The organism is uncultured Paracoccus sp. (genome assembly GCF_947487305.1).
Classification (GTDB): Bacteria; Pseudomonadota; Alphaproteobacteria; order Rhodobacterales; family Rhodobacteraceae; genus Paracoccus.
In genome coordinates this window covers 92,242-117,018 of the sequence record NZ_CANKWH010000007.1, presented here as the reverse complement: position 1 = coordinate 117,018, position 24,777 = coordinate 92,242, and the positions used below count along the sequence as shown (strand labels likewise).

General features: G+C 68.1%; 20 protein-coding genes. 7 read left to right on the top strand and 13 right to left on the bottom strand.

Annotated elements, in window-relative coordinates; all coding sequences use genetic code 11:
- Positions 1-45: 45 nt before the first annotated feature.
- The 3 genes from Q1A36_RS10605 to fsa are packed head-to-tail and all read right to left on the bottom strand — an operon-like array spanning position 46 to position 2,351.
- On the bottom strand, positions 46-981 hold the full coding sequence (locus Q1A36_RS10605; protein ID WP_299843313.1) for a tyrosine recombinase XerC: 936 nt from the start codon (positions 979-981) through the stop codon (positions 46-48).
- Positions 978-1,661 carry a DUF484 family protein gene (locus Q1A36_RS10600; protein ID WP_299843311.1) on the bottom strand — a complete coding sequence of 228 codons (684 nt, stop codon included), beginning with the start codon at positions 1,659-1,661 and terminating at the stop codon, positions 978-980. Before Q1A36_RS10600 ends, Q1A36_RS10605 begins: the two co-directional genes overlap by 4 nt.
- A gap of 36 nt (positions 1,662-1,697) precedes the next feature.
- Positions 1,698-2,351, bottom strand: coding sequence for a fructose-6-phosphate aldolase (gene fsa, locus Q1A36_RS10595; protein ID WP_299843308.1), 654 nt, complete (start codon positions 2,349-2,351; stop codon positions 1,698-1,700).
- Positions 2,352-2,687: 336 nt separating this feature from the next.
- Here fsa and Q1A36_RS10590 point away from each other — a divergent pair, with 336 nt between their 5' ends.
- Complete coding sequence (locus Q1A36_RS10590; RefSeq protein WP_299843307.1) at positions 2,688-4,895, top strand: primosomal protein N'; 2,208 nt, start codon at positions 2,688-2,690, stop codon at positions 4,893-4,895.
- Between the two features lie 3 nt (positions 4,896-4,898).
- Here Q1A36_RS10590 and Q1A36_RS10585 read toward each other — a convergent pair whose 3' ends face one another.
- The 3 genes from Q1A36_RS10585 to Q1A36_RS10575 form a co-directional block, all read right to left on the bottom strand.
- Positions 4,899-5,819 (bottom strand): lytic transglycosylase domain-containing protein, encoded by a 921-nt coding sequence (locus Q1A36_RS10585; RefSeq protein WP_299843305.1) that lies wholly within the window; start codon positions 5,817-5,819, stop codon positions 4,899-4,901.
- A gap of 91 nt (positions 5,820-5,910) precedes the next feature.
- On the bottom strand, positions 5,911-6,807 hold the full coding sequence (locus Q1A36_RS10580; protein ID WP_299843302.1) for a hypothetical protein: 897 nt from the start codon (positions 6,805-6,807) through the stop codon (positions 5,911-5,913).
- A gap of 89 nt (positions 6,808-6,896) precedes the next feature.
- Positions 6,897-7,763: a L,D-transpeptidase gene (locus tag Q1A36_RS10575; protein WP_299843300.1), complete on the bottom strand. Its 867-nt coding sequence runs from the start codon at positions 7,761-7,763 to the stop codon at positions 6,897-6,899.
- Positions 7,764-8,045: 282 nt separating this feature from the next.
- Here Q1A36_RS10575 and Q1A36_RS10570 point away from each other — a divergent pair, with 282 nt between their 5' ends.
- On the top strand, positions 8,046-8,306 hold the full coding sequence (locus Q1A36_RS10570) for a GlsB/YeaQ/YmgE family stress response membrane protein (RefSeq protein WP_299843297.1): 261 nt from the start codon (positions 8,046-8,048) through the stop codon (positions 8,304-8,306).
- Between the two features lie 149 nt (positions 8,307-8,455).
- Positions 8,456-10,084 carry an MFS transporter gene (locus tag Q1A36_RS10565; protein ID WP_299843294.1) on the top strand — a complete coding sequence of 543 codons (1,629 nt, stop codon included), beginning with the start codon at positions 8,456-8,458 and terminating at the stop codon, positions 10,082-10,084.
- A gap of 17 nt (positions 10,085-10,101) precedes the next feature.
- On the opposite strand, the gene Q1A36_RS10560 is transcribed toward Q1A36_RS10565, so the two are convergent.
- Entirely contained in the window at positions 10,102-10,488 is a 387-nt protein-coding gene (locus Q1A36_RS10560; protein WP_299843291.1) for a helix-turn-helix domain-containing protein, read from the bottom strand.
- Positions 10,489-10,567: 79 nt separating this feature from the next.
- Here Q1A36_RS10560 and Q1A36_RS10555 point away from each other — a divergent pair, with 79 nt between their 5' ends.
- On the top strand, positions 10,568-11,416 hold the full coding sequence (locus Q1A36_RS10555; protein WP_299843288.1) for an SDR family oxidoreductase: 849 nt from the start codon (positions 10,568-10,570) through the stop codon (positions 11,414-11,416).
- A 9-nt stretch (positions 11,417-11,425) separates the two neighbouring features.
- Here the strand turns inward: Q1A36_RS10555 and Q1A36_RS10550 are convergent, their stop codons facing one another.
- From Q1A36_RS10550 to Q1A36_RS10535, 4 genes are all read right to left on the bottom strand, one after another.
- The gene (locus tag Q1A36_RS10550; RefSeq protein ID WP_299843285.1) at positions 11,426-13,003 is read right to left on the bottom strand and encodes a dipeptide ABC transporter ATP-binding protein; all 1,578 of its coding nucleotides are present in this window, start codon (positions 13,001-13,003) and stop codon (positions 11,426-11,428) included.
- Positions 13,000-13,812: an ABC transporter permease gene (locus Q1A36_RS10545; RefSeq protein WP_299843282.1), complete on the bottom strand. Its 813-nt coding sequence runs from the start codon at positions 13,810-13,812 to the stop codon at positions 13,000-13,002. Before Q1A36_RS10545 ends, Q1A36_RS10550 begins: the two co-directional genes overlap by 4 nt.
- Entirely contained in the window at positions 13,809-14,750 is a 942-nt protein-coding gene (locus Q1A36_RS10540; protein WP_299843279.1) for an ABC transporter permease, read from the bottom strand. Before Q1A36_RS10540 ends, Q1A36_RS10545 begins: the two co-directional genes overlap by 4 nt.
- Before the next feature lie 270 nt (positions 14,751-15,020).
- Positions 15,021-16,679, bottom strand: coding sequence for an NAD+ synthase (locus Q1A36_RS10535; protein ID WP_299843276.1), 1,659 nt, complete (start codon positions 16,677-16,679; stop codon positions 15,021-15,023).
- Positions 16,680-16,817: 138 nt separating this feature from the next.
- On the opposite strand from Q1A36_RS10535, the gene Q1A36_RS10530 reads away from it, so the two are divergent.
- Positions 16,818-18,365, top strand: coding sequence for a 2-isopropylmalate synthase (locus Q1A36_RS10530; RefSeq protein ID WP_299843273.1), 1,548 nt, complete (start codon positions 16,818-16,820; stop codon positions 18,363-18,365).
- A gap of 136 nt (positions 18,366-18,501) precedes the next feature.
- The gene (locus tag Q1A36_RS10525; protein WP_299843270.1) at positions 18,502-19,659 is read left to right on the top strand and encodes a GAF domain-containing protein; all 1,158 of its coding nucleotides are present in this window, start codon (positions 18,502-18,504) and stop codon (positions 19,657-19,659) included.
- 12 nt (positions 19,660-19,671) lie between these two features.
- On the opposite strand, the gene Q1A36_RS10520 is transcribed toward Q1A36_RS10525, so the two are convergent.
- A complete protein-coding gene (locus tag Q1A36_RS10520; RefSeq protein ID WP_299843267.1) occupies positions 19,672-20,835 on the bottom strand; it encodes a TIGR01620 family protein in 1,164 nt (387 codons plus the stop codon).
- Complete coding sequence (locus Q1A36_RS10515) at positions 20,832-22,202, bottom strand: YcjX family protein (RefSeq protein WP_299843264.1); 1,371 nt, start codon at positions 22,200-22,202, stop codon at positions 20,832-20,834. Before Q1A36_RS10515 ends, Q1A36_RS10520 begins: the two co-directional genes overlap by 4 nt.
- A 105-nt stretch (positions 22,203-22,307) precedes the next feature.
- On the opposite strand from Q1A36_RS10515, the gene hrpB reads away from it, so the two are divergent.
- Positions 22,308-24,731 carry an ATP-dependent helicase HrpB gene (gene hrpB, locus Q1A36_RS10510; RefSeq protein ID WP_299843261.1) on the top strand — a complete coding sequence of 808 codons (2,424 nt, stop codon included), beginning with the start codon at positions 22,308-22,310 and terminating at the stop codon, positions 24,729-24,731.
- Positions 24,732-24,777 lie beyond the last annotated feature (46 nt).

Below are 24,777 nucleotides of genomic sequence, written 5' to 3'. Positions count from 1 at the left end.
TGACCGGGAAAATGCCAGAGGGTGCTGTCAGTTCCCGCCCCGCCGCTATCCCCGTGGATGCGCCGCGTGATAAACCGCCAGCAGATGCGCGTCATCGACACCGGTATAGACCTGCGTCGTGGACAGGCTGGCGTGACCAAGCAGTTCCTGAATGGTGCGAAGATCGCCCCCCGCCGCCAGCAGATGCGTGGCGAAGGAATGGCGCAGCGCATGAGGGGTGGCGCTCGGTGGCAGGCCCATCGCCTGGCGCGCGCGGCGCATGGTGGTTTCCACGATCCCCGCGTTCAGCCGCCCGCCGCGCGCGCCGCGGAATAGCGGCTGGTCGGCCTCGAGTGGCCAGGGGCAGAGCCGCAGGTAATCCGCCACCGCCTGATGCGCCACCGGCAGCACCGGCACCTGCCGCTCGCGCCCGCCCTTGCCGCGAATGGTCAGCGCCTCGCGGAAGGGCCAGTCGCGGCCATCGAGGCCAAGCCCCTCGGAAATCCGCAGCCCGCAGCCGTAGAGAAGCGTCAGCACGGCGGCATCGCGGGCGGCGAGCCACGGCGTCTCATTCGCCTCGCCCGCCATGTCCAGCATCTGCCGCGCCTGATCGGGCGCGAGGGGCCGGGGCAGCGAGCGGCGGTATTTCGGGCTGCGGGTCGACAGCGCCGCCGAGAGATCGACCCCCTCGCGGTCGGCGATCCAGCGCAGGAAGGACCGCACCGCCGATTGCCGCCGCGCCAGCGAGCGTGCGCCGAGACCGCGCCCCCGCTCGGCGGCGGCAAAGGCGCGCATGTCGGTCTGCTTCAACCCCGCCAGCCCACCGGGCAGGGCCGGATTGCCGTGGTAATCGCCAAGGAAGCGCAGGAAGCTGACCAGATCGTCCCGATAGGCCTTGATCGTATGGGGCGAGCGGTCGCGGGTGCCGGCCTCGACCTCCAGCCAGCGGGCCAGCGCGTCCGACATGGCGGGCGCGAGGGCAAGCTGGCCCGGTTCGGTCATTCGCGCAGCCAGCCCATCAGCGTCAGCCGGAACACCTGCCCGAAGAAGCGCAGAAGGTCGGTGCCATGCGCGGGCGAGAACCGCCCCGGCTCGGCGCTGCCCATCAGCAGGAGCGCCGGGGGATGATCCGGGCCCAGATCCAGCGGGATCAGTGCCTCGGACGCCACGTCCATGCCGTGCACCGTCTGGCTGATGGCGGCGGCCTTGCGCAGGATTATGTCGTCGCCGCGCGGATTGCGACGTCCCCCGGCGATCAGCCGCGCCACCGCGCCCTTGGGGGCAAGGATGATCTGGTCCGGCAGGCCGGGCTGCGGTTCGTCGCTTTCAAAGACCAGCCGCAACGTGTCGACGCGCAACAGCGGCGCGACCTCGGCCTGCAGGTTCTCGACGAAGCCGGCGGCATCCTGCGGCTCCAGCAGCGCCAGAACCGCGCGGTGGATCACCGCCATGCCCGACTGGTTGTCGAAGGCGGCCGAGATCACGCTTTCATGAGCGACCTCAAGCCGGTCGAGGCGCGTCTCCAGCGCCTCCATCGCGCGGCCGCGAATGTCGATCACATTGTGACCGACCTCCGCCTCGCGCGCCGCCACCAGCGCCCGCATGAGATCGCGGTCGCCCAGCAGGACCGACGGATCGGCCAACAGTTTTTCGCGCGTCACGTCGTCCAGAACTGCACTCATGCTTCTGCCCTCGTTTGCCGCGCTTCCTGCGCGGTCTCAGCCGATCTTCTGACCGGTCTTTGCCCAGTCCTCATTGAACTGTGCGAGGCCCTTGTCGGTCAAGGGATGGTTGATCATCGCCTTGATTACGCTCGGAGGTGCGGTAATTACGTCAGTCCCGATCTTGCCCACCTCGATGATGTGGTTGACTGAACGGATCGAGGCGGCAAGGATCTGCGTCTCGTAGCCGTAATTGTCATAGATCTCGCGGATATCGGCGATCAGGTCGACGCCGTCCAGATGGATGTCGTCCAGCCGGCCGATGAACGGGCTGATGAAGGTGGCGCCGGCCTTGGCGGCCAGGATCGCCTGCGCCGGACTGAAGCACAGGGTCACGTTGACCATGTGACCGGCATCCGAGAAATGGCGGCAGGCCTTCAGCCCGTCCCAGGTCAGCGGCACCTTGATGGCGATGTTCGGCGCGATCGCGGCCAGCTTGGTGCCCTCGCGGATCATGTCCTCGGCCTTCTCGGCGACCACTTCGGCCGAGACCGGGCCCTCGACCATGTCGCAGATTTCCTTGGTCACTTCGATGATGTCGCGGCCGGATTTCAGGATCAGCGAGGGGTTGGTGGTCACACCATCGACCATGCCCAGATCGTTCAGTTCCTTGATGGCGGCAACATCGGCGGTATCGACGAAGAATTTCATGGCGGCGCTCCTCATGCTTGGGGTTGGGGCGGTGATACCGCAAAGGCAGGGCGGCGGAAAGGGTGGCTGACCCTTGGCCCGTGCGACCAGCACGGGCCGCGCCCGACCCGCCGATCTTACAGTCCCGGCCCGGAGCAAGGCACGCAGTGCCGCCGGGCCAGCGGACGACCGCCCCCCGGGCGTCCGCTTTCTTGCCGTCCCGCGCCGAACAACCGTTCGATATACTGGCACCATAAACCGCGTCCACGAAACGCCGGCAGCGGATGCCCGCGGTCGTCCGCCGGCCCTTCCCTCGGCTCTTGAACTCGCCCCCGCTCATCGCCTTTATAGCGCGTCATGACGCTGCTTCCCGAACCCCGCTTCTTCCCTGTCGGCCACCGCATCGCGGTGCTGACGACCGAGCCCGTGGGCGTGCTCGACTATCTCGCGCCCGAGGGGGGCGTGGCGACCGGGCAGCTGGTCCTCTGCCCGCTGGGTCCGCGCCGGGTGCTGGGCGTGGTCTGGGGCGAGGGGCTGGGCGGCTTCGATGCCGCCAAGCTGCGCCCGGTGATCCGCGGGCTCGAGGCCGAGCCGCTGGCGCCAGACTTTCTCGAATTTCTCGCCCGCGCCGGCGATTACACCCTGACGCCCTTGCCCTTGATGCTGCGCATGGCGACCCGCGCCCCCGATCTTGACCGTCCGACCGCCGAGCGGCGGGTGATCACGCTGGCCGGCGATCCGCCCGAGCGGATGACCGAGGCGCGGGCGCGGGTGATGCAGGTGCTGGCCGATTACGGCGGGGCGAGCTTCGCGCCCTCGGAACTGGCGCAACTGGCCGGGGTCGGCACCTCGGTCGTCAAGGGGTTGGTGGCTGCGGGCACGCTGGCCGAGATGGCCGCCCCGCGCGATCTGCCCTATCCGCGCCTCGATCCCGACCGGCTCGGCAAGCCCCTGGCCACGGACCAGCAGGCGGCGGCGGATGTGCTGCGCCGGGCCATTGCCGGCGGGCGCTATGGCACCACGCTGCTACGCGGCGTCACCGGATCGGGCAAGACCGAGGTTTATCTGGAAGCGGTGGCCGAATGCCTGAAGGCCGGGCGTCAGGCGCTGGTGCTTCTGCCCGAGATCGCGCTGTCGGCCGTGTTTCTCGACCGGGTCGAAGCCCGTTTTGGCGCCCGCCCCGGCGAATGGCACAGCGGCATCACCCGCACCGAACGCCGCCGGCTCTGGCACATGGCCGGGCGGGGCGAGGTCGGGCTGGTGGTCGGCGCGCGCTCGGCCCTGTTCCTGCCCTTCCGCGATCTCGGGTTGATCGTCGTCGATGAGGAACATGACAGCAGCTACAAGCAGGAAGACGTGGTCTTCTACAGCGCCCGCGACATGGCGGTGCTGCGCGCCTCGCTCAGCGATGCGCAGGTGGTGCTGGCCTCGGCCACGCCCAGCCTTGAAAGCTGGGTGAACGCGGCCAGCGGGAAATACCAGCGCCTCGACCTGCGCTCGCGCTATGGCGAGGCGGAACTGCCTGACATGGCCGCCATCGATCTACGCGGCGAAGAGATGCCGGGCAGCCGCTGGATTTCGCCGACGCTCGCCCGCGCGGTCGAGGCGCGGCTGGCCAAGGGCGAACAGTCGCTGCTGTTTATCAATCGCCGCGGCTATGCGCCGGTGACGGTCTGCCGCGCCTGCGGCCAGCAGGTCGGCTGCGACCAATGCGATGCGCGGATGGTGGAACACCGCTTCCAGAACCGCCTCGTCTGCCACCAATGCGGCGAGACGAAGCCCATCCCCACCGCCTGCCCCAGTTGCAAGGTCGAGGGCCGCATGGCCCCGGTCGGCCCGGGCGTCGAGCGTCTGGCCGAAGAGGTCGCCGCCCGCTTTCCCGACGCCACCGCCACGGTCCTCTCCTCGGACCTGTTCCATTCAGCCCGGGCGCTGAAAGAGACCATTGCGGAAATATCCAACGGCAAGACCGATATCATCATCGGCACCCAGATCGTCGCCAAGGGCCACAACTTCCCGCGCCTGACGCTGGTCGGCGTCATCGATGCCGATCTGGGCCTGCAGGGTGCCGACCTGCGCGCGGCCGAACGGTCGTTCCAGCTGATGCGGCAGGTGGCGGGCCGGGCCGGGCGGCAGCCGGGCGATGCGCCGGGGCTGGCGCTCTTGCAGACCCATCAGCCCGACCACCCGGTCATCCGCGCCATCCTGTCGGGCGAGGATGAACGATTCTGGGATGCCGAGGCGCTTGGCCGGCAGGGCGCCGGGATGCCGCCATATGGCCGGCTGGCGGGGGTCATCCTCTCGCATCCCGATCCGGGCGTGGTCGCCGATTTCGCCCAGCACCTCGCCCGCCATGCCGCGCCCCTGCGCGATGCAGGTTGTGAGCTTTGGGGGCCAGCCCCCGCGCCCATCGCCCGCATCCGTGGCCGCCACCGCATGCGCATGCTGATCCGCGCCGCGCGGCAGGCGCCGATCCAGATGGCGATCAGCGACTGGCTGGCCCCGCACAAGCCGCCGACCAACCTGCGGCTCTCGGTGGACATCGATCCGCAGAGTTTCTTCTAGGGCTCAGTTCTTCAGCACGATGCAGCGTCCGCCGACCTGCTTCAGCATGACACAGAAGGCGTTGGCCTCGGCCCGGCTGTCATAGCCTACCTGCGCCGTATAGACGGCGCGCGACGATCCGGTCATGCGCTTCCTGACATAGCCGATCTGCTTGCCCTGCAGGATCGGCCGCAGGCTGCGGTTCAGCCGCGTGACCTGCTGCTGCGCGCCCGAGCGGCTGGGGTGGCTGGCCAGAATCACGCCCCAGGGAAAGGCCCGCTGCTCGGGGGTGAACTCGCGCAGGGAACGATTGCCGGCCAGCTCGACGCAGGCCTCGCGGAAGGGCTGGTCCTTGTTCAGCGCCAGCTGCAATTCCTCGGCGCCCGGCGGGTTGTCGCGCCAGCGCCAGGCGTTGTGGCCGGTGATCGACTCGACGTAATCCTGCGTCTCATAGGGCAGCACGGTCTTGCTGTTGATGAACCGCGCCGCCCGGTTCTCGCCGCCATTATAGGCCACTGCCGCCAGTCCGATATTGCCGAACATGTTGGTCAGATGGCGCAGATACCAGGCCGATTTCGAGATCGCCTGAGCCGGGTTGAACGGGTCGTCCAGATCGTAAAGCTCGGCGGTCGAGGGGATGAACTGGGCGATGCCGATGGCCCCGGCGGGGCTGACCGCGCTGGGTTCGAACCGGCTTTCCTTCCACAGGAGGCGGGCCAGGAAACTCGGGTCCAGCTGGTTCTGCGCGGCATTGCGCTCGATCAGCTTGCAGACATCATCGACATAGTGTTCCAGCCGCACGCAGTCGCGGCCGTCATCGGTGCAGCGCTGGTTCTCGCGCTCTCTGGGCGGCGGATAGCCCACGATGGCATCCACCGCCGGGCGCGCCGCCGCAGTTGTCACCGCAAGCAGCAGCACGGCACAGATCAACGCAAACTGACGCATCAGACCCCTGACAGAAAACCCCTTGCCTGATTAGCATTGCCGGGCGCCATTGCAAACGCCCGGATTTCCGATCGGCAGGCGGAACGCGGGGTCAGGCCTTGTCCTTGGCCTTCTTCTTTTTCTTCTTCTCGTCCGATTTTGCTGCGTCTGATTTCGCCTTGCCGCCCTTGGCCTTCTCCGCCTGCCGCTCGGCCTTTTTCGCGGCCTTCCGGGCGGCCTTGCGCTCGGCTTTCAGCTTGGCCTTCTCGGCTTCCTTCTCGGCTTTGCGGGCCGCCTTCTCCGCCTGCTTCTCGGCCTTCTTCGCTGCCTTGCGCTCAGCCTTCGCCGCCTCCTTGGCGGCAGCGGCTTGCTCGAGTTCGGCGACGGTCGGCGTCACCTTGGCGGGCTTGGCGGTTGTCGTCGCGGCCTTCGGCTTGCGCGGCTGCGCCGGGCGCGCACGGGTGGGTTTTGCCGCTGCGGACGTTTCGGCGGCGGTCGCTGCGCTCGCGGCGGTCTCGGGCTTTGGCCTCGCCTTGACCACGCGCCGTGGCGTGGTGCGGGTGTCGGGCTTGCTCGAGGCAGGTTTGCGACCCGCCGGGCGACGCTTGCCGGGCCCTGCCGGGGCCTTGGCCGCCGGCTTCTTTGGCGTTGCGGTCGCCGCACGTGGCGCGCCAGCGGGCGCTTTGCCGGCGGATCGCGCCCCGCCATCGGTGGTTAGCCCCCGGCGCCGGCGGTCGGCATGGGCGCGCCTGAGGGCGGCATTCAGGATGTCGGCTTTGGACGGCCCGTCGGGGGTCGCACCTGCGGTCGCTGCAGCGGTTTCCGCCCCGGCCAAGCGCCCCGTTAGATCGGCGATCAGCGCCATCAGGCTGGCATCGTCCAGTGCGGTGATGGCGGGCTTGCTGGCGCGGTCCGTCAGCGCAAGCTCTTCCTCGGACAGCAATTCCTTGGCCAGTTTGGCAAAGTTCGGCATCGGGTCCTCGCGATGCAGGGTGAGGTCATGGCGCATCTTTGCCGCAGAAAAGCCGCACACGCAAATGAATAGGCCCCGGCGCTGTGCCGGGGCCTTGGATCATGTCGACGCTCTCTGCGTCAGGATCAGTTCCCGGGAACGGCGCTTTCGACCGGCGAGACGAAGGATACGGTCTGCGCGGCCGGTGCGGCGGTGGCAGCAGCCGGAGCTGCGGTGCCGGTCGCAGCCTGCATCTCGCGGGCCGGGACCACGTAGCCCTCGGGCGTGTTGACCATCGGGCCTTCCAGCCGCAGGCTTTCGGCCTGCGAACGGACCTTCACCGGATCGCCCAAGCGCGATTCGTCGAACAGGTCCATGATGTCCTGGTTGAACAGGCGGATGCAGCCGGCCGAGGTCGCCTTGCCGATGGACGAGGGGTCCATGGTGCCGTGGATGCGGTAATAGGTGTCCTTGCCGCCACGGTAGAGGTACAGCGCCCGCGACCCCAGCGGGTTCTCCGGGCCACCGGCCACCCCGCCGGCGAATTGCGCATAAAGCTCGGGTTCGGTGCGGACCATGTTGGCGGTCGGCGTCCAGCTGGGCCAGGCCTGCTTGCGCTGGATCGTGGCATTGCCGGCAAAGCCCTTGCCCTCGCGGCCGACCGCGATGCCAAAGCGCATGGCCTCGCCACCCGGCAACACGTCGTAGAGGACGCGCGCATAGGGATCGACGACCAGCGTGCCGGGCGCTTCGGGGCCATTATAGGGCACGCGCTGGCGGCGGTTGCGCTCGGTCAGATAGGCGGGACGCACGGCCGGGATGACGAAGGGCTTGCCACCGGGCAACATGTCGTTGCGGGCGGCATAGATCTGCGCCTCGTTGGCCGGGGTTGCGCCGACGGGCAGCGTGGCCAACTCGCGGGGATCGTTGGGATCGGACTGTTGGACAGCGGTTTCAGGGGCACAACCGGCCAGCCCAAGGGCCAGCACGGCGGCGGTGACAGCGAGACGCATAGCGATTTCCTTCGTAACGGCAGGCGCCTCAAGCGCGCCTGTGACAGCGGATACCAAGTTCGGAACCGCGCCGACGGCAGAGCCAGCGTGATTCGAGCCAATCTTTATCAGCCTGTCGGTGCCGTGTGGCGTCAACCCTTGCAGGCCATTCGGCTCGAATTAGCCGCAACACTGTTGCCATTCGGCAAGGTCGGTACCCGAAGCGGAACTTTTCGCCGGCATAATAGTTAAATTGCATGATTTCCGGTGCTTGCGCCGGATGACCTGCACAGGAGCGCAACTATGACTGTTACCGGACTTCTCATTACCCTGCTGATCGGTGCGATCGCGGGCTGGCTGGCTGGCGAGATTGTGAAAGGGCACGGACAGGGGCTGGTGATGAACATCGTCATCGGCATCCTCGGCGCGGTGATCGCGTCCTTCCTGTTCCCGGCCCTCGGTCTCGCCATCGGCGGCGCCGGCTCGATCATCGGCTCGATCATCTATGCCACCATCGGCGCAGTGATCCTGCTGCTCATTGTCAGGCTGGTCAAACGCGCCTGACGACCGATCCCAACGTTGAACGAGTGTTACGGCCCCGCCCTCCCCAAGGGCGGGGCCTTTTTCCACGCTCGCCGACCCGCGCGCAGGCGCATTGCCCCGCCCGGAACATCCGCCTAGTCTGACCCCAGACCCGTAGCCCGGTAGCCGTCTTGCCCAGTCAGCCCTCTGCCCTCGCGCCATTCCGCCATGTCGATTTCCGCACGCTCTGGGCGGCGACGCTGGTGTCGAATTTCGGCGGGCTGGTGCAGCAGGTGGGCGCGGCCTGGATGATGACCCAGCTGACCGACAGCGCCACGCTGATCGCGCTGGTGGCGGCCTCGAACACGCTGCCGATCATGCTTTTGGCGCTGATGTCGGGGGCGCTGGCCGACATGTTTGACCGCAAGACGCTGCTCTTGACGGCGCAGGTGTTGATGGCAAGCTTCTCGGCGCTTCTGGCCCTCGCCGCCTGGCAGGGAATCCTGACGCCTTGGCTGCTTCTGGGCTTCACCTTCCTGATCGGCGCGGGGCAGGCGCTCTATAACCCGCCCTGGCAGGCCAGCATGGGCGACCTGGTCCCGCGCGAGGATCTGCCGGCGGCGGTGACGCTGAATTCGGTCGGGTTCAACCTGATGCGCAGCGTCGGACCGGCGGCGGGCGGGCTGATCGTCGCGGTCTTTGGCGCCGCGGCGGCGTTTTTCGTCAATGCGTTCAGCTATATCCCGCTGCTGGCCGCGCTTGTCCGCTGGTCGCCGCCCAAGCGGCCCGTGACCCATACGCGCGAACCCTTCATCAGCGCTGTCGGCACTGGGCTGCGCTATGTCGCGCTGTCGCCGAACCTCCTGCGCGTCATCGGACGGGCGGCTTTGTTCGGCTTCGGCGCGGTCTCGGTGCTTGCGCTGCTGCCGCTGGTCGCCAAGGCCCATCCGCAGGGCGGATCGATGCTGTTCGGCGGGCTTCTGGGCTGTTTCGGTCTGGGTGCGATCAGCGGGGCGATCCTGAATCCGCGCATCCGCGCGCGCATGGATAACGAGCATGTCATCCGCCTGGCCTTCCTGGGCTTTGCGCTGGCGACCTTGGCGCTGGGGCTGACCGATACGATCTGGCTGCACGCGCTGGCAATGCTGCCGGCGGGTGCCTCATGGGTGCTGGCGTTGTCGCTGTTCAATGTGACGGTGCAGCTCTCGACCCCGCGCTGGGTGGTGGCGCGGGGGCTGGCGCTTTACCAGACGGCCACGTTCGGCGGCATGGCGGCGGGGTCATGGATCTGGGGCGGGGTGGCCGGGGCGCATGGCGTCGGCTCGGCCTTCGTCTGCGCCTCGGCGGTACTGGGTCTGGGCCTGCTGATCGGCTTCGTGTTCAAGGCGCCGGAATTCGGCAATCTCGACCTCGACCCCGCCGATCGCTTCCGCGAGCCGCCCTTGGCGCTGGATCTGCGCGGGCGCTCGGGGCCGATCAAGATCATGGTCGATTACCAGATCGCCCTGAAGGATGTGCCGGAATTCCTGCGCCTCATGCGCCAGCGCCGCGTGATCCGCCGCCGCGACGGCGCGCGGGCCTGGAGCCTGTTGCGCGATCTGGAACATCCCGAGATCTGGTCGGAAAGCTATCAGATCGCCACCTGGGACGATTACGTCCGCCACAACCTGCGCCGCACCAAGACCGACAACGAGGTCACGCAGGCGCTGCGCCAGTTGCATCGCGGCGAGGCTGATCCGCTTGTCCACCGGATGATCGAGCGCCACACCGTCAGCCCCAGCGACGACGTGCCGCTGGTCGGCAAGATCGAGGTGCCCTGAGCAAGGCTGTCTGCGGCTCAGCCCGTTCCGGGTTCCGCGTCTCGCGCCGCAATGATCTCGGGCAGGCTGGTCTCGATCCAGTCGGCCAGCCCCCTGACCCGCTCTGCCGCCTGCAGACCCAGCGGCGTCGGCCGGTAATCGACATGGGGCGGCACCACCGCATAGGCGGTGCGCTGCACCAGCCCGTCGGCCTCGAGCCATTGCAACGTCTGCGCCAGCATCCGCTCGCTGACCCCGCCGATCATCCGGCGCAATTCGCCGAAGCGCCGGGTCTCGCTTTCAAGCGCCATCAGCACCAGCACGCCCCAGCGGCTGGTCACATGTTTCAGCACCTCGCGCGAGGGGCAGTCGGCTGACATCAGGTCGCCACGACGCAGCTTTTCCGACAGGGACATTTTCTCCATACTTACAAGAATGTGCGTTCTTACTTTTCGTAAGTAGGCACTCCAGATCGGTTTCACCAGAACCGAAAAGGAGACAGACATGACCATTGCCGTGACAGGCGCGACCGGCCAACTGGGCCGGCTGGTGATCGAGGCGCTGAAATCCAGAGTGCCGGCATCCGAGATCGTTGCGCTCGCGCGCAGCCCGGAAAAGGCCGCCGAACTGGGCGTAACGGCGCGCGCTGCCGATTACACCGCACCCGAGGCGCTGGAGCAGGCGCTGCAGGGGATCGATACGCTGCTGCTGATCTCGTCGAACGAGATCGGCCAGCGGGCGGCGCAGCACGCCAATGTCATCGCCGCTGCCAAGGCCGCAGGGGTGGGTCGCATTGTCTATACCAGCCTCCTGCATGCTGATCGCTCTCCCCTCAGCCTTGCAGAGGAGCATCGGCAGACCGAGGCGGCGCTGAAGGCGTCTGGTCTTGCCCACAGCATCCTGCGCAACGGCTGGTATAGCGAGAACCATACCGGCTCGATCCCGGCGGCGCTGGTCGGCGGTGCGTTTCTGGGCAGTGCGGGCGAGGGACGCATTTCCGCCGCTACCCGGGAAGATTTCGCCGAGGCGGCGGCGGTGGTGCTGACCGGCGAGGGGCACGAGGGCAAGACCTATGAGCTTGCCGGGGATGAGGGCTTCACGCTGGCCGATCTGGCTGCCGAACTGTCGCGCCAGACCGGGCGGGATATCCCCTATCGCAACCTGCCCGAGGCAGAATATGCCGCGATCCTGCAGGGTGCCGGTCTGCCCGCACCGCTGGCCGAAGCCATTGCCGGTTGGGACGCCGACGCGGCGCAGGGCGCGCTGCAGGAGGATGGCCGCGCTTTGTCGCGGCTGATCGGTCGTCCGACCACGCCCTTGCGCGATGCGGTGGCGGCGGCACTGGCGGGGTAGGGCGCGGCCTCACACCCAGCCTGCAGGAATCTCGGGCGCGGCGGCGATAAGCTGCCGCGTATAGGGATGGGTCGGCGCGTCCATGACCTTGGCCGTTGGCCCCTGTTCCACGATCCTGCCGTTCTGCATGACCAGCACCCTGTCGGTCACGCCGCGAACCACGGACAGGTCATGGCTGATGAACAGATAGCTGAGGCCATGGCTGCGGCGCAGGTCGGTCAGCAGATCCAGCACCTGCGCGCGCACGCGGACATCCAGCGCGCTGACCGCTTCGTCCAGCACGATCAGGCGCGGGCGGATGATCAGCGCGCGGGCGATGGCGATGCGCTGGCGCTGGCCGCCGGAGAATTCGTGGATGTATTTGCGCGCGTCGTTCGCGGCCAGCCCGACCTCTTCCAGCGCCGCCCCGACCCGCGCCCGCCAATCACGCGGGCGGCCGGTCAGGTGGAAGGGTTCGGCCACCAGATGCTCGACCCGCCAGCGCGGATCGAAACTGCCGAACGGGTCCTGAAACACCACCTGCATCTTCGCGCGCAGATCGCGCGGCATGGCCCGCCCCGCCGTCACCGCCTGCCCATCCAGCCAGATGCGCCCGCCCTGCAGTGGATCGAGACCCAGAATGGCGCGGGTCAGGGTGGATTTGCCTGAACCGGATTCGCCGACCAGCCCGACGCTTTCGCCATCGGCAATCTCGAAACTCACCCCGTCCACCGCGCGCAGCACTGCAGGCGCCGCTAGGGCCGATGCGCGGGGCAGGGAATATTCCCGCCGCGCCTGCTCGACCCGCAGGATCGGCGTCTCGTCGGGTGCGACCGGCACACGATCCGGCACATGGCGCGAGGCGGCGAAAAGCTGGCGCGTATAGGGATGGGTCTGGGCGCGGAACAGCGCCTCGGTCTCGCCCTCCTCGACGATCTCGCCCGCCTTCATCACCGCCACCCGGTCGGCCATGCCCGCCACCACCGCAAGGTCATGGGTGATGAGGAGCAGCGCCATGCCCTCGTCGCGGACCAGTTCGCGCAACAGGGCCAGAATTTGCGCCTGCGTGGTCACATCCAGCGCCGTGGTCGGCTCGTCGGCGATCAGCAGGTCCGGGCGCAGCGCGATGGCCAGCGCGATGGCGACGCGCTGCCGTTGGCCGCCCGACAGCTCGTGCGGGTAGAGGCTGAGCGGAAAGCGCGGCGCGGTCAGGCCGACGCGATCCAGCCGCTCGCGTGCGCGGGCCAGCGCCTCCGCGCGGGCCATGTCCTGATGGATCCGCAGAGTCTCGGCCACCTGATCGCCGATTGTCATCAGCGGGTTCAGCGCCGTCATCGGTTCCTGGAAAATCATTCCGATGCGCCGGCCGCGGATGCCGCACAGCGCGGCTTCCGGCAGGTCGAGCAGGTTCTGCCCGTCGAGCAGCACCTGGCCCGACGCGGCGGCCCGCCCCGGCAGCAGCCCCATCATGGCCAGCGCGGTCATCGACTTGCCGGAACCGGATTCGCCCACCAGCCCGGTGATCGTCCCGGGCATCAGCCGCAGATCGACATCGCGCAGCAGGCGCGCCGCGCCGATGGTGACGGCCAGATCGCGGATCTCGATCACCGCATCACCCTCAGCCGCGGGTCCAGCGCATCGCGCAACCCGTCGCCCAGCAGGTTCAGGCCCAGCACGGTCAGAAGGATGCAGAGGCCGGGAATGACCGCCACATGCGGTGCGATGGTGACCATGGTCTGCGCCTCGGCCAGCATCCGGCCCCAGCTTGGCGTCGGCGGCTGCGCACCTAGGCCGACATAGGAAAGGCCCGCTTCCGCCAGAATGCCAAGCGAAAACTGGATGGTGCCCTGCACGATCAAGAGGTTGGCGATATTCGGCAGTACATGTTCAAGGCTGATGCGCCCGCGCGACTTGCCGGCGACTTCCGCCGCGCGGATGTAATCGAGCGTCCAGAGCGGCAGCGCACCGCCGCGCGTGACCCTTGCAAAAACCGGGATATTGAAGATGCCGATGGCGATGATGGCATTGACCGCCGAGGGGCCGAAGACGGCGGTGATCAGGATGGCGATGACGAGGCTGGGAAAGGCGAAGATCAGGTCATTGCCGCGCATGATGATCTCGTCCAGCCAGCCGCCCCGGTTCGCGGCAGCCAGCAGGCCAAGCGGCACGCCGAAGCCCATGCCGATCCCCACCGCGACCAGTGCCACGGCGATCGAGGTGCGCGCGCCGACCATGACCATCGACAGGATGTCGCGGCCGTAATGGTCGGTGCCCAGCCAATGCGCCATGCTCGGCGGTTGCAGCTTGTCGGCGATGGCCATGGTGGTGACATCATAGGGTGTCCAGACCAGCGACAGCAGCGCCGCCAGCAACGCCAGCCCGGACAGCAGTCCGCCAAGGATAAGCCCCCATCTCATCGCTTGCGCAGCCTCGGATCGACAGCGGCATAAGCCAGATCGACAAGGAAGGTGACGGCGATGACCGCGAAGACCAAGACCAGCACTGCCGATTGCACCACGATCAGGTCGCGTTGGGTGATGGCCTGAAAGATCATCCGGCCAAGGCCGGGCAGGTAGAAGACATTTTCGATGATGATCGCCCCGGCCAACAGGAAGGAGAACTGCATCCCCAGAATCGTCAGCACCGGGATCAGCGCGTTCCTCAGCGCATGGCGGCGCAGGGTCTGGCCACGGGTCAGGCCCTTGGCGCGGGCGGTGCGGATGTAATCCTGCTCCTGCGTCTCGATCAGGGCCGAGCGCAACACGCGCGCGAGGATGGCGGCTTGCGGCAGGGCCAGCGCGATGGCGGGCAGCAGCAGCGACCTCAGCGCCGCCAGCGGATCACCCCAGCCCGAGAAGCCGCCCGCCGGCAGCCATTGCAGCTTCACCGCGAAGAGAAGGACCAGCAGCATCGCGAACCAGAAATTCGGCAGCGCGATGCCGATCTGCGTGGCACCCATCACCGCTGCATCGCCAGCCCGGCCCCGCCGCGCCGCTGCATAGAGGCCCACGGGAAAGGCAATCAGGGTCGACAGCGCCAGCGCCATCAGCGCCAGTGGCAGCGACACCTGCATCCGGTCGGCGATCATCCCGGCAATCGGCGTCTTGTAGGTGAAGCTCTGGCCGAAATCGCCCTGCAGGATACCGCCGATCCATTGGGCATAGCGCAGCGGCAGCGGCTGATCGAGACCCATCTGCTGGCGCAGCGCGGCGACGGTTTCGGGCTGCGCCCCGGTCCCCAGCATGAAGCTGGCCGGATCGCCCGGCACCAGCTCGACCACCGAAAAGATCAGCGCCGAGGCAACCGCGAGGCTGACCCCCAGCACGATCAGGCGGCGGATGACATAGCGCAACATGGGGCGACGCTAGACCGGGGGACGGCAGCTCTGCAAGCGGCGGCTATCGGGGGTGGGTGGGACGCCATATCCCCGATCCGCGACGTTTCTTGTCAGGGATCGGGGCAGTATGGGGTAATGTCCGACGAACGCCCTGCCTGGCTTGGGCAGGCAGGGCGCCCGCTTCGGTCACGGTGATCGGCGTTATGCCTGTTCCGTAGGGCGAGACTATCCGCCGAAAGGTTAACAAATCCCTAACACGGCAGGGGTCTCAGCAGATTTTCTGCGGGCTCAGCTTTCGTCGCGCCAGCGGTTGACCAGCGGATAGCGGCGATCGAGCCAGAAGGCCTTGGTGGAAATGCGCGGTCCGGGGGCGGCCTGATAGCGTTTCCACTCGCTGCCATAAAGCAGCTTTTCGACCTGCTTCACCACCTCGGGGTCAAAGCCCTGCGCCACCAGGTCCTTGCGGGCAAGATCCTTCTCGACCAGCCCTTCGAGGATCGCGTCCAGCACCTCATAGGGCGGCAGGCTGTCCTGATCCTTCTGGTTCGGGCGCAGCTCGGCCGAGGGCGGCTTGCTGATGATCTGCGGCGGGATGACCTCGCCCGCGTGGCCCATCATCCAGTCGCGGTGATTGGCGTTGCGCCAGCGGCAGGTCTCGAACACCCTAGTCTTGTAGAGATCCTTGATCGGGTTATAGCCGCCGGCCATGTCGCCATAGATGGTGGCATAGCCCACGCCGACCTCGGACTTGTTGCCGGTGGTCAGCAGCATCTCGCCGAACTTGTTCGAGATCGCCATCAGCATCAGCCCGCGCAGGCGGGACTGGATGTTTTCCTCGGTGGTGTCGGGCTTGGTGCCCTCCATCAGATGCGCCAGCGCGTCCTCGACCGCATCCCGCGCCCCGTCGATCTTCACCGTGTCCAGCCGCACCCCCAGACGGGTGGCGCAATTGGCGGCATCGTCCAGCGAGGCCTGCGAGGTGTATTCCGAGGGCAGCATGACGCAGCGCACGTTCTCGGGTCCGATGGCATCGGCGGCGATGGTGGCGACCAGCGCGGAATCGATACCGCCCGAGAGGCCCAGCAGCACCTTCTTGAAGCCCGACTTGCGCAGGTATTCGCGCAGGCCCAGCATCATCGCGTTGTAATCCTGTTCCCATTCGTCGGGCTGGGTCTCCATCACCCCTGGCTCGGCCAGCCAGCCATCGGGGCCACGGGTGAAGTCGACATGCACCACGCGCTCCTGGAACGGGGCCAACTGCACGACCTTCTTCGCGCCCGGGTTCAGCACGAAGCTCGCGCCGTCATACAACTGGTCGTCCTGCCCGCCAACGAGGTTCAGATAGACCAGCGGCAGGCCGGTCTCGATACAGCGCCCGACCATATGGCCCATGCGCAGGTCCAGCTTGTTGCGGTGATAGGGCGAGCCGTTCGGCACCAGCAGGATCTCGGCCCCGGTCTCGGCCAGCGTCTCGGCCACGTCGGGATACCAGCTGTCCTCGCAGATGGGCGAGCCGATGCGGATCGGGCCGATGCGATAGGGACCGCTGACCGGGCCGGAATCGAACAGGCGCAGTTCATCGAACAACTGTTTGTACGGCAGGTGATGCTTCAGCACCCGCGCGACCAGCTTGCCATGCTGGTAGACGTAATAGGCGTTGTAGCGGTTGTCGCCCTCGACATAGGGGCCGCCGATGCCGATGGCCGGGCCGTCGACCAGCTCCTCGCCAAGCGCCTTGACCGCTGCCATGGCGTCCTCGACGAAGGCGGGCTTCAGCACCAGATCCTGCGTCTGGTAGCCGGTGATGAACATTTCGGGCAAAGCCAGCATGTCGGCGCCGGCCGCCTTGGCCTCGGCCCAGGCCTCGCGCGCCTTCTGCGCATTGCCGGCCAGATCGCCGACAGTGGCGTTCAATTGGCCAAGGGTCAGGCGGAATTTATCGGTCATGGTCGCCTCATTTGCCTCTCGGCCCCGTGATAGGGGAAGGCCGCGCAAAGGGAAAGTCGGGCTTTGCGCGCGCGCGCCGGCTGCGCTACACCATGGGCCGATCATCGAGAACCTTGGCCAGAACGGAAGGCGGGCGGAATGAAGGCAGGCATGGGCGGGCTGGCGCTTCTGATCGCCATTGCCGGGACGGGGATTTCTGCGGGCGGCAATATGGCCTTCGCGCAGGACATCGTGACCCGGCAATACGAGGATGGCGCCATCTACGAAGGCACCTTCCGCAATGGCCGCCAGCACGGGCGCGGCACCTATACCCTGCCAAGCGGATATCGCTACGAGGGCGACTGGGTCGATGGCGAGATCAAGGGTCAGGGTCTGGCGAAATATCCCAATGGTTCGGTCTACGAGGGGCGCTTTGCCGGCGGGTTGCCGGATGGCAAGGGCAAGATCACCTATGCAGACGGCTCGACCTACGAGGGCGACTGGCTGGCGGGTGACATCACCGGCGCGGGCGTCGCCACCTATGCCAATGGCAGCAGCTATACCGGGCAATTCGTCAAGGGGCTGCATCAGGGCAAGGGCGTGATGAGCCAGCCCAACGGCTTCCGTTACGATGGCGACTGGGTCAGCGGCGTGAAGGAGGGTCAGGGCAAGATCACCTATCCCGACGGCTCGATCTACGAGGGCGGGATGCTGGCCGGGCAGCGCGCGGGTCGGGGCAAGCTGACCATGCAGGACGGCACCGTCTATGACGGCATCTGGGCCGCCGGGCAGATGGCCGGCACCGGCCGGCTGACGCAGGACGGTACCGGCTATGCCTACGAGGGCCAGATGGCCGATGGCAAGCGCGAGGGGCAGGGGATCGAGACCTATGCCAATGGCGATGTCTATGACGGCCAGTTCAAGGCCGACCAGCGCCACGGCACCGGCACCTTCACCGGCAAGGGCGGCTATGTCTATACCGGCACCTGGGTCGAGGGCCGCATGGAAGGGCAGGGCACGCTGACCTATGCCGATGGCTCGGTCTATCAGGGCCAGATGAAGAACGACCTGCCGGATGGCAGCGGCAAGATCACCTATGCCGATGGCTCGACCTATGAAGGGGCTTGGCTGAACGGGCTGATCACCGGCGATGGCAAGGCCAGCTATGCCAATGGCATGGTCTACGAGGGCAGCTTCCGCGATGCGCGCTATCAGGGGCAGGGGCGGATCACCTATCCCAACGGCTATGTCTATAACGGGGCCTGGGCCGACGGCAAACGCGAGGGGGCCGGACAGGCGACCTATCCCGATGGCACGGTTTATACCGGCGATTTCGTCGGCGGGCTGCGCGAGGGCAAGGGCAAGCTGACCTCGCCCGACGGCTTCACCTACGAGGGCGGCTGGCGCGAGGGCCAGATCGACGGCGAGGGCGTGGCGACCTATGCCAATGGCGACAGCTATACGGGCCATTTCGAGGCCGGGAAGCGTCAGGGCGAGGGTGTCCTGCGCTATGCCTCGGGTGAGGTGGCGGCGGGAGAATGGGACGATGACCGGCTGACCCGCGAGGCCGCGCCCGAAGGCGGGGGTCAGGCACCGGCCACCGAGGGCAGCGATGTGGAAGGCGCGCCGGAAGCACCGGCCACCGCCCCCGTCACGCCCGAGGACGAGGCCACCGATGCGCAGGTCGGCGAAGCGGCGGGCAACTGACCGCTGCCTGTGATCGGTCCGGAAAGTTACGTTGCGTCGCCCGGCGCTGCGGCGGAATGCCGCAATAATCGGTGGACGGGCGCGCGAATGTCTTTATGACAGAACCTTGCGCAGCTGTTCCGGCGACTCCCCCAACGTGATACATCCCTTTCCCGATACCGAGACCGAGGCCCATCGACGGGAGCTTGCCAGCCCTGACCGGCTGGCTGCGGTAACGGCCACCGGATTGATCGACAGCCTGCCGGAAGAAGCCTTCGACCGGGTGGTTCGGCTGGCGACCAAGGTGACGGGCGTGCCAGTGGGGTTGTTCACGCTGGTCGATGACCGGCATCAGGCCTTCAAGGCGCGCGAGGGGCTGGCAGGCGAGAATGCCACCGTCACCGAGACCCCGCTGTCCAGTTCGTTCTGCCAATATGTCGTGACCTCGGATCAGCCGCTGGCAGTCAGCGATGCCCGCACACATCCGCTGCTGTCGCAGAACGGCGCGGTGGCGGGGCTGGGGGTCATCGCCTATCTGGGCGTGCCGATCCACGCGCCGGGCGGGCAGGTGATCGGTTCGCTCTGCGCCATCGATCATGAGCCGCAGGACTGGACCGAGGATCAGGCCGCGTCGCTGCGCGATCTGGCGGCAGTGGTCGAGACGGAGCTGGCCCTGCGTCACAGCATGGCCGAGCGGGCAATGATCCTGACCGAGCTGAACCACCGGGTGAAGAACCTCTTTGCCATGGTCGGCGGCATGGTGCGGCTGGCCCGGCGCGAGCATCAGGATGTCGAGGCGCTGGCCGGCGATATCGAGGCGCGGGTGAATGCGCTGGCGCGTGCGCACCAGTTGATCGTGCCGACTTCGGCGCTGGACCCTGCTGCGGCAGCCGGTGTGCCGCTGGACGAGCTCTTGGCCTCGCTTCTCGCGCCCTATGACCAAGAGAGCGATGCGCACCGGATCGAAGCGATCGGCCCGGACGTGCCACTTGGTCCCAAGGCCACCACCCATCTGGCGCTGGCACTGCACGAACTGGCGACGAATTCGGTGAAATACGGGGCGCTGTGCCTGCCCGATGGCCGCCTGCGGCTTGGCTGGCGCCTTGGCGCGGATCATCTGCAACTCGACTGGATCGAGCAGGGCGTGGCCACGGCCCAGCCTGGTACCGAGGGGCCGGCGAACGGCTCGGGCTTCGGTTCGCAGTTGCTGGAAATGACCATCGAGGGTCAGTTGCAGGGGCAGTTCGAGACCAGCCGCAGCGAGGCCGGCCTCAGTCACCGGATCAGCATTCCCCTGCCGCAACTGGCGCGCTGAGCCGCAAGCGGCTCAGTCCTCGCGCTCGGGCCTTGGCTGTTGCGCCGCCGGGCTGTCATCAGTGCCGAAAAGCCCGCGCAGCCCCCGCGTGACCAGATTGCCGACCTTTGGGCGGGGCTGGTGGATGAAGGGCAGCGGGCGGCAGACCTCCATCGCGGCAATGCCCACGCGGGCGGTCAGCGCGCCATTGACCACGCCCTCGCCAAAGCGGCGGCTGACCTTGGCCAGAACGCCGCCGCCGGCCATGGTGTGGATCAGGTCATCGCCCGCCGCCACTGCGCCGGTGGCGACCAGATGGGTCATCACCGTGCGCGCCAGCCGCCAGCCGCCGACCGCGCCGGCGCGGCCGCCATAGATCTCGGCCATTCGCCGGATCATCCGCAGGTTGGCCGCCAGCGCCGCCAGCACATCCGCGAGCGCCAGCGGGATCAGCGCGGTGGCGGCGGCGACGGTGCGGGCGGCGGCCTCGATCTCGCGCCGCGCCTGCTGGTCCAGCGGCGCCAGCAGGTTGGTCTCGGCCATGCCAAGCAGGGTTGCCGCGTCGAAGGCATCGCCCTCGCGGTCCTTCAGGTTCTGCCGCGCCCAGTCCAGTTCGGGCCGCTTGCCATAAAGCGATTGCAGCTGGCCCGTGACCTGCCGCGCCGCCGCCAGATCGCCATTGGCCAGCGCCGTTCCCGCCGCGCGGTGGATCTGGTCGATCCGCGCGAACCGTGCCCAGGCCCGGTATTCGCGGAAGGCCATCAGCAGCGCGGCAAAGGTGAACAGCGCGAATAGCGCCACCCCGATCCAGCCCAGAAGCGGATAGGCGTTCATCAGCCGGTTGATGAAGTTCAGCGCGGCGATGGACAGAAGAAAGGTGAACAGCGCCACCCCGCTGTTGATGAAAAAGCGGGTGAGCGGCGAAGGGCCGCTGCCCACCAGCCGGGTCACCATCTCCATCGTCCGCGGGCGGGGCAGGGCGGCCATGCCATCATCGATGGGTGCGGCATCGGCCGGGTTCGGCGTGCTGTCGCGGCTCTCGGTCCGGGCCTCGACGCGCGGGGCGGCGGGGCGGGGCTGCGGCGCAGGCTCTGGCTCGTCACCGGCAAAGGGGCGCGGATCCGGGCGCGGGGCGCGCGACGGCTCGCCCAGTTCGATCAGCACCGGGCCGCGTTTCTTGGATGTCTCGTCGCTCATATCCGGTCCCCGATCAGGAATTCAGCAGCGCGGTCCAGCCGGATATGCGGCGGCCCGTCGCCTTGCCGCGCGGTCTGGGCGGCGGGGGCAAAGTTCATGATGGCATAATCCGCATCCAGCCAGTGCTCGGCCCCCTCGCGGGCGGGATGCAGCAGCACCGCCGGATCGGCGGGCAATTCGCCGGGATAGAAGGCCGCCTGCCGCCCGTCCATCAGCGTGCCGCGCACGGCCGGCAGCTCTTCGTCGCCCTGCCGGATCACGTCCTCGGTGGTGGTGCGCAGCGCGGCGATCGACATGGCCTCGGTCCGCGCGCCCGAAAAATCGGCGCGGTCGCGGGCCTCGCGCAGCATCGCGGTCAGGATATTGGTCAGGCGCGGATGCTGGACATGGTTCAGATGGTCGGCCTTGGTAGCAGCGAACAGGATGCGCTCGACCCGCCGCGTGCCCAGAAGCTGCGACAGCCAGCCGGCGCGGCCGGGGCGGAAGGCGGTCAGGATATCGGCCATGGCCCGGCGCATGTCTTCGACCGCCTGCGGCCCCTGATGGATAGCACCCAGCACATCAACCAGCACCACCTGCCGGTCGATCCGGGCGAAGTGATCGCGGAAGAAGGGCTTCACCACCCGCGACTTGTAGGCGTCGAAGCGGCGGCGGAATTCACGGTAAAGCGGGCTGCCCGACAGGGTCGCCGGCAGCGGCGCAAAAGTCAGCGCGGGCGAACCCGCCATCTCGCCCGGCAGAAGGAAGCGGCCCGGGGTGCAGTCAGAGAATCCGGCCTCGCGCGTCTCGCGCAGATGCGCGGTATAAATCTCGGCCAGCCGCTGCCCCGTGGGTTCGTCAAAGCGCGCCTCGGGGTTGATCGCCGCCAGCGTGGCCTCATAAGCCTCGGTTCCGGGGCGTCCCTGCATCCGGTCCAGCGTCTCGGCCGACCATTCGGCAAAGTCACGCTCCATCAGCCGCAGGTCCAGCAGCCATTCGCCGGGGTAATCGACGATATCGAGATGGATGGTCTGCATCCCCTTCAGCCCGGCAAACAGGCCTTGCGGCTGCACCCTGAGCGACAGGCGTAGCTGGCTGACATGGCGCGTGCCCTCGGGCCAGTGCGGGTCGGGGCCGGTCAGTGCGGCAAGGTGGCGTTCATAGTCGAAACGCGGCACGGTATCGTCGGGCTGGGGCTGCAACCATGCGGATTTGATACTGCCATCGGCGGCGGCGCGCAGCGCGTGCATCCGCCCGCGATCCATCAGGTTGGCAACGAGGCTGGTGATGAACACGGTCTTGCCGGCACGGCTGAGCCCGGTGACGCCAAGCCGGATGACCGGGTCGGAAAGACCCAAGCCCTGCATCAGATCGCTGCCAATACCCATGCCTGCCTCTGTTTTTCTTGTCGGCCCGGTGAAGATAGCCACGGGGCGCCTGATTTCCTAGGGCCGGACTTTCACGACCTGCCACGCTCTGCCATAACCCCCGACATGCTGGATCGGTTGCCCATAGATGATGCTTTGCCCGCGCTGCGTGCGGCGCTGGCGGCGCATGGCCGGGCGGTGCTGGTGGCGCCGCCGGGTGCGGGCAAGACGACGCGGGTGCCGCTGGCGCTGCTGGATCAGGTGCCGGGCAAGATCATCATGCTGGAGCCGCGCCGCCTGGCAGCGCGGGCGGCGGCGGAGCGGATGGCCTCGACCCTGGGCGAGCCGGTGGGGCAGCGCGTCGGCTATCGCATCCGGGGCGAGACGGTGGCGGGCAGCCGCATCGAGGTTGTGACCGAGGGGATCCTGACCCGGATGATCCAGTCCGATCCGGGGCTGGACGGCGTCGGCTGTGTCATCTTCGACGAGTTTCACGAACGCAGCCTGAATGCCGATCTGGGTCTGGCGCTGGTCTGGGAGGCGCGCGGCGCGCTGCGTCCCGATCTGCAATTGCTGGTCATGTCGGCGACGCTGGAGGCCGAGCCGGTGGCGGCGCTGCTGGAGGATGCGCCGGTGGTCCGGTCCGAAGGTCGCGCCTTTCCGGTCGAGACCCGCTGGCTGGACCGGCCCCTGCCGGCAGGCGCGCGCTTCATCGACGCGGCGGCGCGGCTGATTGCCGAGTCCGAGGCCGAGACGCGCGCGACGGGGGGCACGGTTCTGGCCTTCCTGCCGGGCGAGGGCGAGATCCGGCGAGTCTCGGGCTTGCTGGGTAGCACCGGCTGCGAGGTGCTGCCGCTTTATGGTGCGCTCGATGCCAAGGCGCAGCGAGCGGCGCTGTCGGTGCCGGGGACGCAGCGGCGGATCGTACTCGCGACCTCGATTGCCGAAACCTCGTTGACCATCCCCGAGGTGCGGGTGGTGGTTGATGCCGGTCGGGCGCGGCGGGCGCGCTTTGACCCGGGCAGCGGCATGTCGCGGCTGGTGACAGAGCGGGTCAGCCGGGCCGAGGCCGATCAGCGGCGCGGCCGTGCGGGCCGGGTGGCGCCGGGGGTCTGTTACCGCATGTGGGCGCGCGCCGAGGAGGGCGGCTTGCCCGCCTTCGCCCCGCCCGAAATCGCCGTGGCCGATCTGGCCGGGCTGGCGCTGGAACTTGCGGCCTGGGGGGCGGAACCGGGCGCTCTGGCTTTCCTGACGCCGCCGCCCGAAGGTGCGCTGACCGAGGCGCGGGCGCTGCTGTCGGGGCTGGGGGCGCTGGATGCCGCAGGGCGGATCACCGATCACGGCAAGGTGCTGGCGCGCCTGCCGCTGCATCCCCGTCTGGCGCATATGCTGACGGTCGCCGGCCCGGAGGCAGCGGATCTGGCGGCGCTGATCGGCGATCGTGATCCGCTGCGCGGCGCGCCCTCGGACTTGTCGCTGCGTCTGACCGCGATCCGCGATCCCAAGGTGCGGCTGGCGCACGACGCCTCGTTACCCGCGCTGCACCGCATCCGCGACGAGGCGAAACGTCTGAAGCGACTGGTGGCCTCCTGCGAGGGGCGGGGGGCCGCCGCGCTGTCGCCGGGGGCGATGGCGGCGCTGGCCTATCCCGACCGGATTGGTCTCAGGCGCAAGGGCGACGAGCCGCGTTTCGTGCTGTCGGGCGGCAAGGGCGCGGTGCTCGATGTCGGCGATCCACTGGCCGGGCAGCGGCTGATCGTGGCGGTCGATCTTGACGGCGACGCGCGCGAGGCGCGGGTGCGGCTGGCCGCACCGATCCGCGAAGACGAGTTGCGCGACCTTTACGGCGAGCGGATCGAGGCGGTGGCGCTGTGCGACTGGTCACGGCGCGAGGGCCGGGTGCGCACCCGCCGGCAGGAACGGCTGGGGGCGCTGGTCCTGTCAGATCAGGTCTGGCCCGATGCGCCCGAGGACGCGGTGGCGCGGGCGGCGCTGGAAGGGCTGCGGCTCGACGGGCTGACATGGAAGCCCGCGGCGGCGCGGCTCAGGGCGCGGATCGCGCTGGTTCCGGGCATGCCCGCCGTGGATGATGCCAGCCTGCTGGCCGAGGGTGACTGGCTTCTGCCCTGGCTCGGCAAGACGCGGACGCTGGCCGACCTGAGGGCGCTCGACCTGACCCAGCCGCTGCTGGCGCTGATCGGGTGGGACGGGCAGCAGCGGCTGGACCGCGAGGCACCGCCGCATTTCACCACCCCGCTGGGGCGCAAGGTGCCGATCGATTACGACCACGAGACGCCCTCGATCGAGCTGCGGCTGCAAGAGCTCTTCGGCGTCACCCGCCACCCGACCGTCGGCGGGCGGCCGCTGCGGATTTCGCTGCTGTCACCGGGCGGCAAGCCGGTGCAGGTGACGATGGACCTGCCGGGTTTTTGGGCCTCGTCCTATTCCGATGTCAGGAAGGACATGCGCGGGCGCTATCCGCGCCACCCCTGGCCCGAGGACCCGACCGAGGCCGACCCGACCACGCGGGCCAAGCCGCGCGGAACCTGACCTTGCGTCACGCCCCTGAAATCTCTTGCGTTAATCTTTGTTAATG

Bases quoted from the DNA above. Each gene is read 5' to 3' on its own strand.
- Q1A36_RS10605 (WP_299843313.1), bottom strand. From the start codon at position 981: ATGACCGAACCGGGCCAGCTTGCCCTCGCGCCCGCCATGTCGGACGCG.
- Q1A36_RS10600 (WP_299843311.1), bottom strand. From the start codon at position 1,661: ATGAGTGCAGTTCTGGACGACGTGACGCGCGAAAAACTGTTGGCCGAT.
- fsa (WP_299843308.1), bottom strand. From the start codon at position 2,351: ATGAAATTCTTCGTCGATACCGCCGATGTTGCCGCCATCAAGGAACTG.
- Q1A36_RS10590 (WP_299843307.1), top strand. From the start codon at position 2,688: ATGACGCTGCTTCCCGAACCCCGCTTCTTCCCTGTCGGCCACCGCATC.
- Q1A36_RS10585 (WP_299843305.1), bottom strand. From the start codon at position 5,819: ATGCGTCAGTTTGCGTTGATCTGTGCCGTGCTGCTGCTTGCGGTGACA.
- Q1A36_RS10580 (WP_299843302.1), bottom strand. From the start codon at position 6,807: ATGCGCCATGACCTCACCCTGCATCGCGAGGACCCGATGCCGAACTTT.
- Q1A36_RS10575 (WP_299843300.1), bottom strand. From the start codon at position 7,763: ATGCGTCTCGCTGTCACCGCCGCCGTGCTGGCCCTTGGGCTGGCCGGT.
- Q1A36_RS10570 (WP_299843297.1), top strand. From the start codon at position 8,046: ATGACTGTTACCGGACTTCTCATTACCCTGCTGATCGGTGCGATCGCG.
- Q1A36_RS10560 (WP_299843291.1), bottom strand. From the start codon at position 10,488: ATGGAGAAAATGTCCCTGTCGGAAAAGCTGCGTCGTGGCGACCTGATG.
- Q1A36_RS10555 (WP_299843288.1), top strand. From the start codon at position 10,568: ATGACCATTGCCGTGACAGGCGCGACCGGCCAACTGGGCCGGCTGGTG.
- Q1A36_RS10545 (WP_299843282.1), bottom strand. From the start codon at position 13,812: ATGAGATGGGGGCTTATCCTTGGCGGACTGCTGTCCGGGCTGGCGTTG.
- Q1A36_RS10540 (WP_299843279.1), bottom strand. From the start codon at position 14,750: ATGTTGCGCTATGTCATCCGCCGCCTGATCGTGCTGGGGGTCAGCCTC.
- Q1A36_RS10535 (WP_299843276.1), bottom strand. From the start codon at position 16,679: ATGACCGATAAATTCCGCCTGACCCTTGGCCAATTGAACGCCACTGTC.
- Q1A36_RS10530 (WP_299843273.1), top strand. From the start codon at position 16,818: ATGAAGGCAGGCATGGGCGGGCTGGCGCTTCTGATCGCCATTGCCGGG.
- Q1A36_RS10520 (WP_299843267.1), bottom strand. From the start codon at position 20,835: ATGAGCGACGAGACATCCAAGAAACGCGGCCCGGTGCTGATCGAACTG.
- Q1A36_RS10515 (WP_299843264.1), bottom strand. From the start codon at position 22,202: ATGGGTATTGGCAGCGATCTGATGCAGGGCTTGGGTCTTTCCGACCCG.
- hrpB (WP_299843261.1), top strand. From the start codon at position 22,308: ATGCTGGATCGGTTGCCCATAGATGATGCTTTGCCCGCGCTGCGTGCG.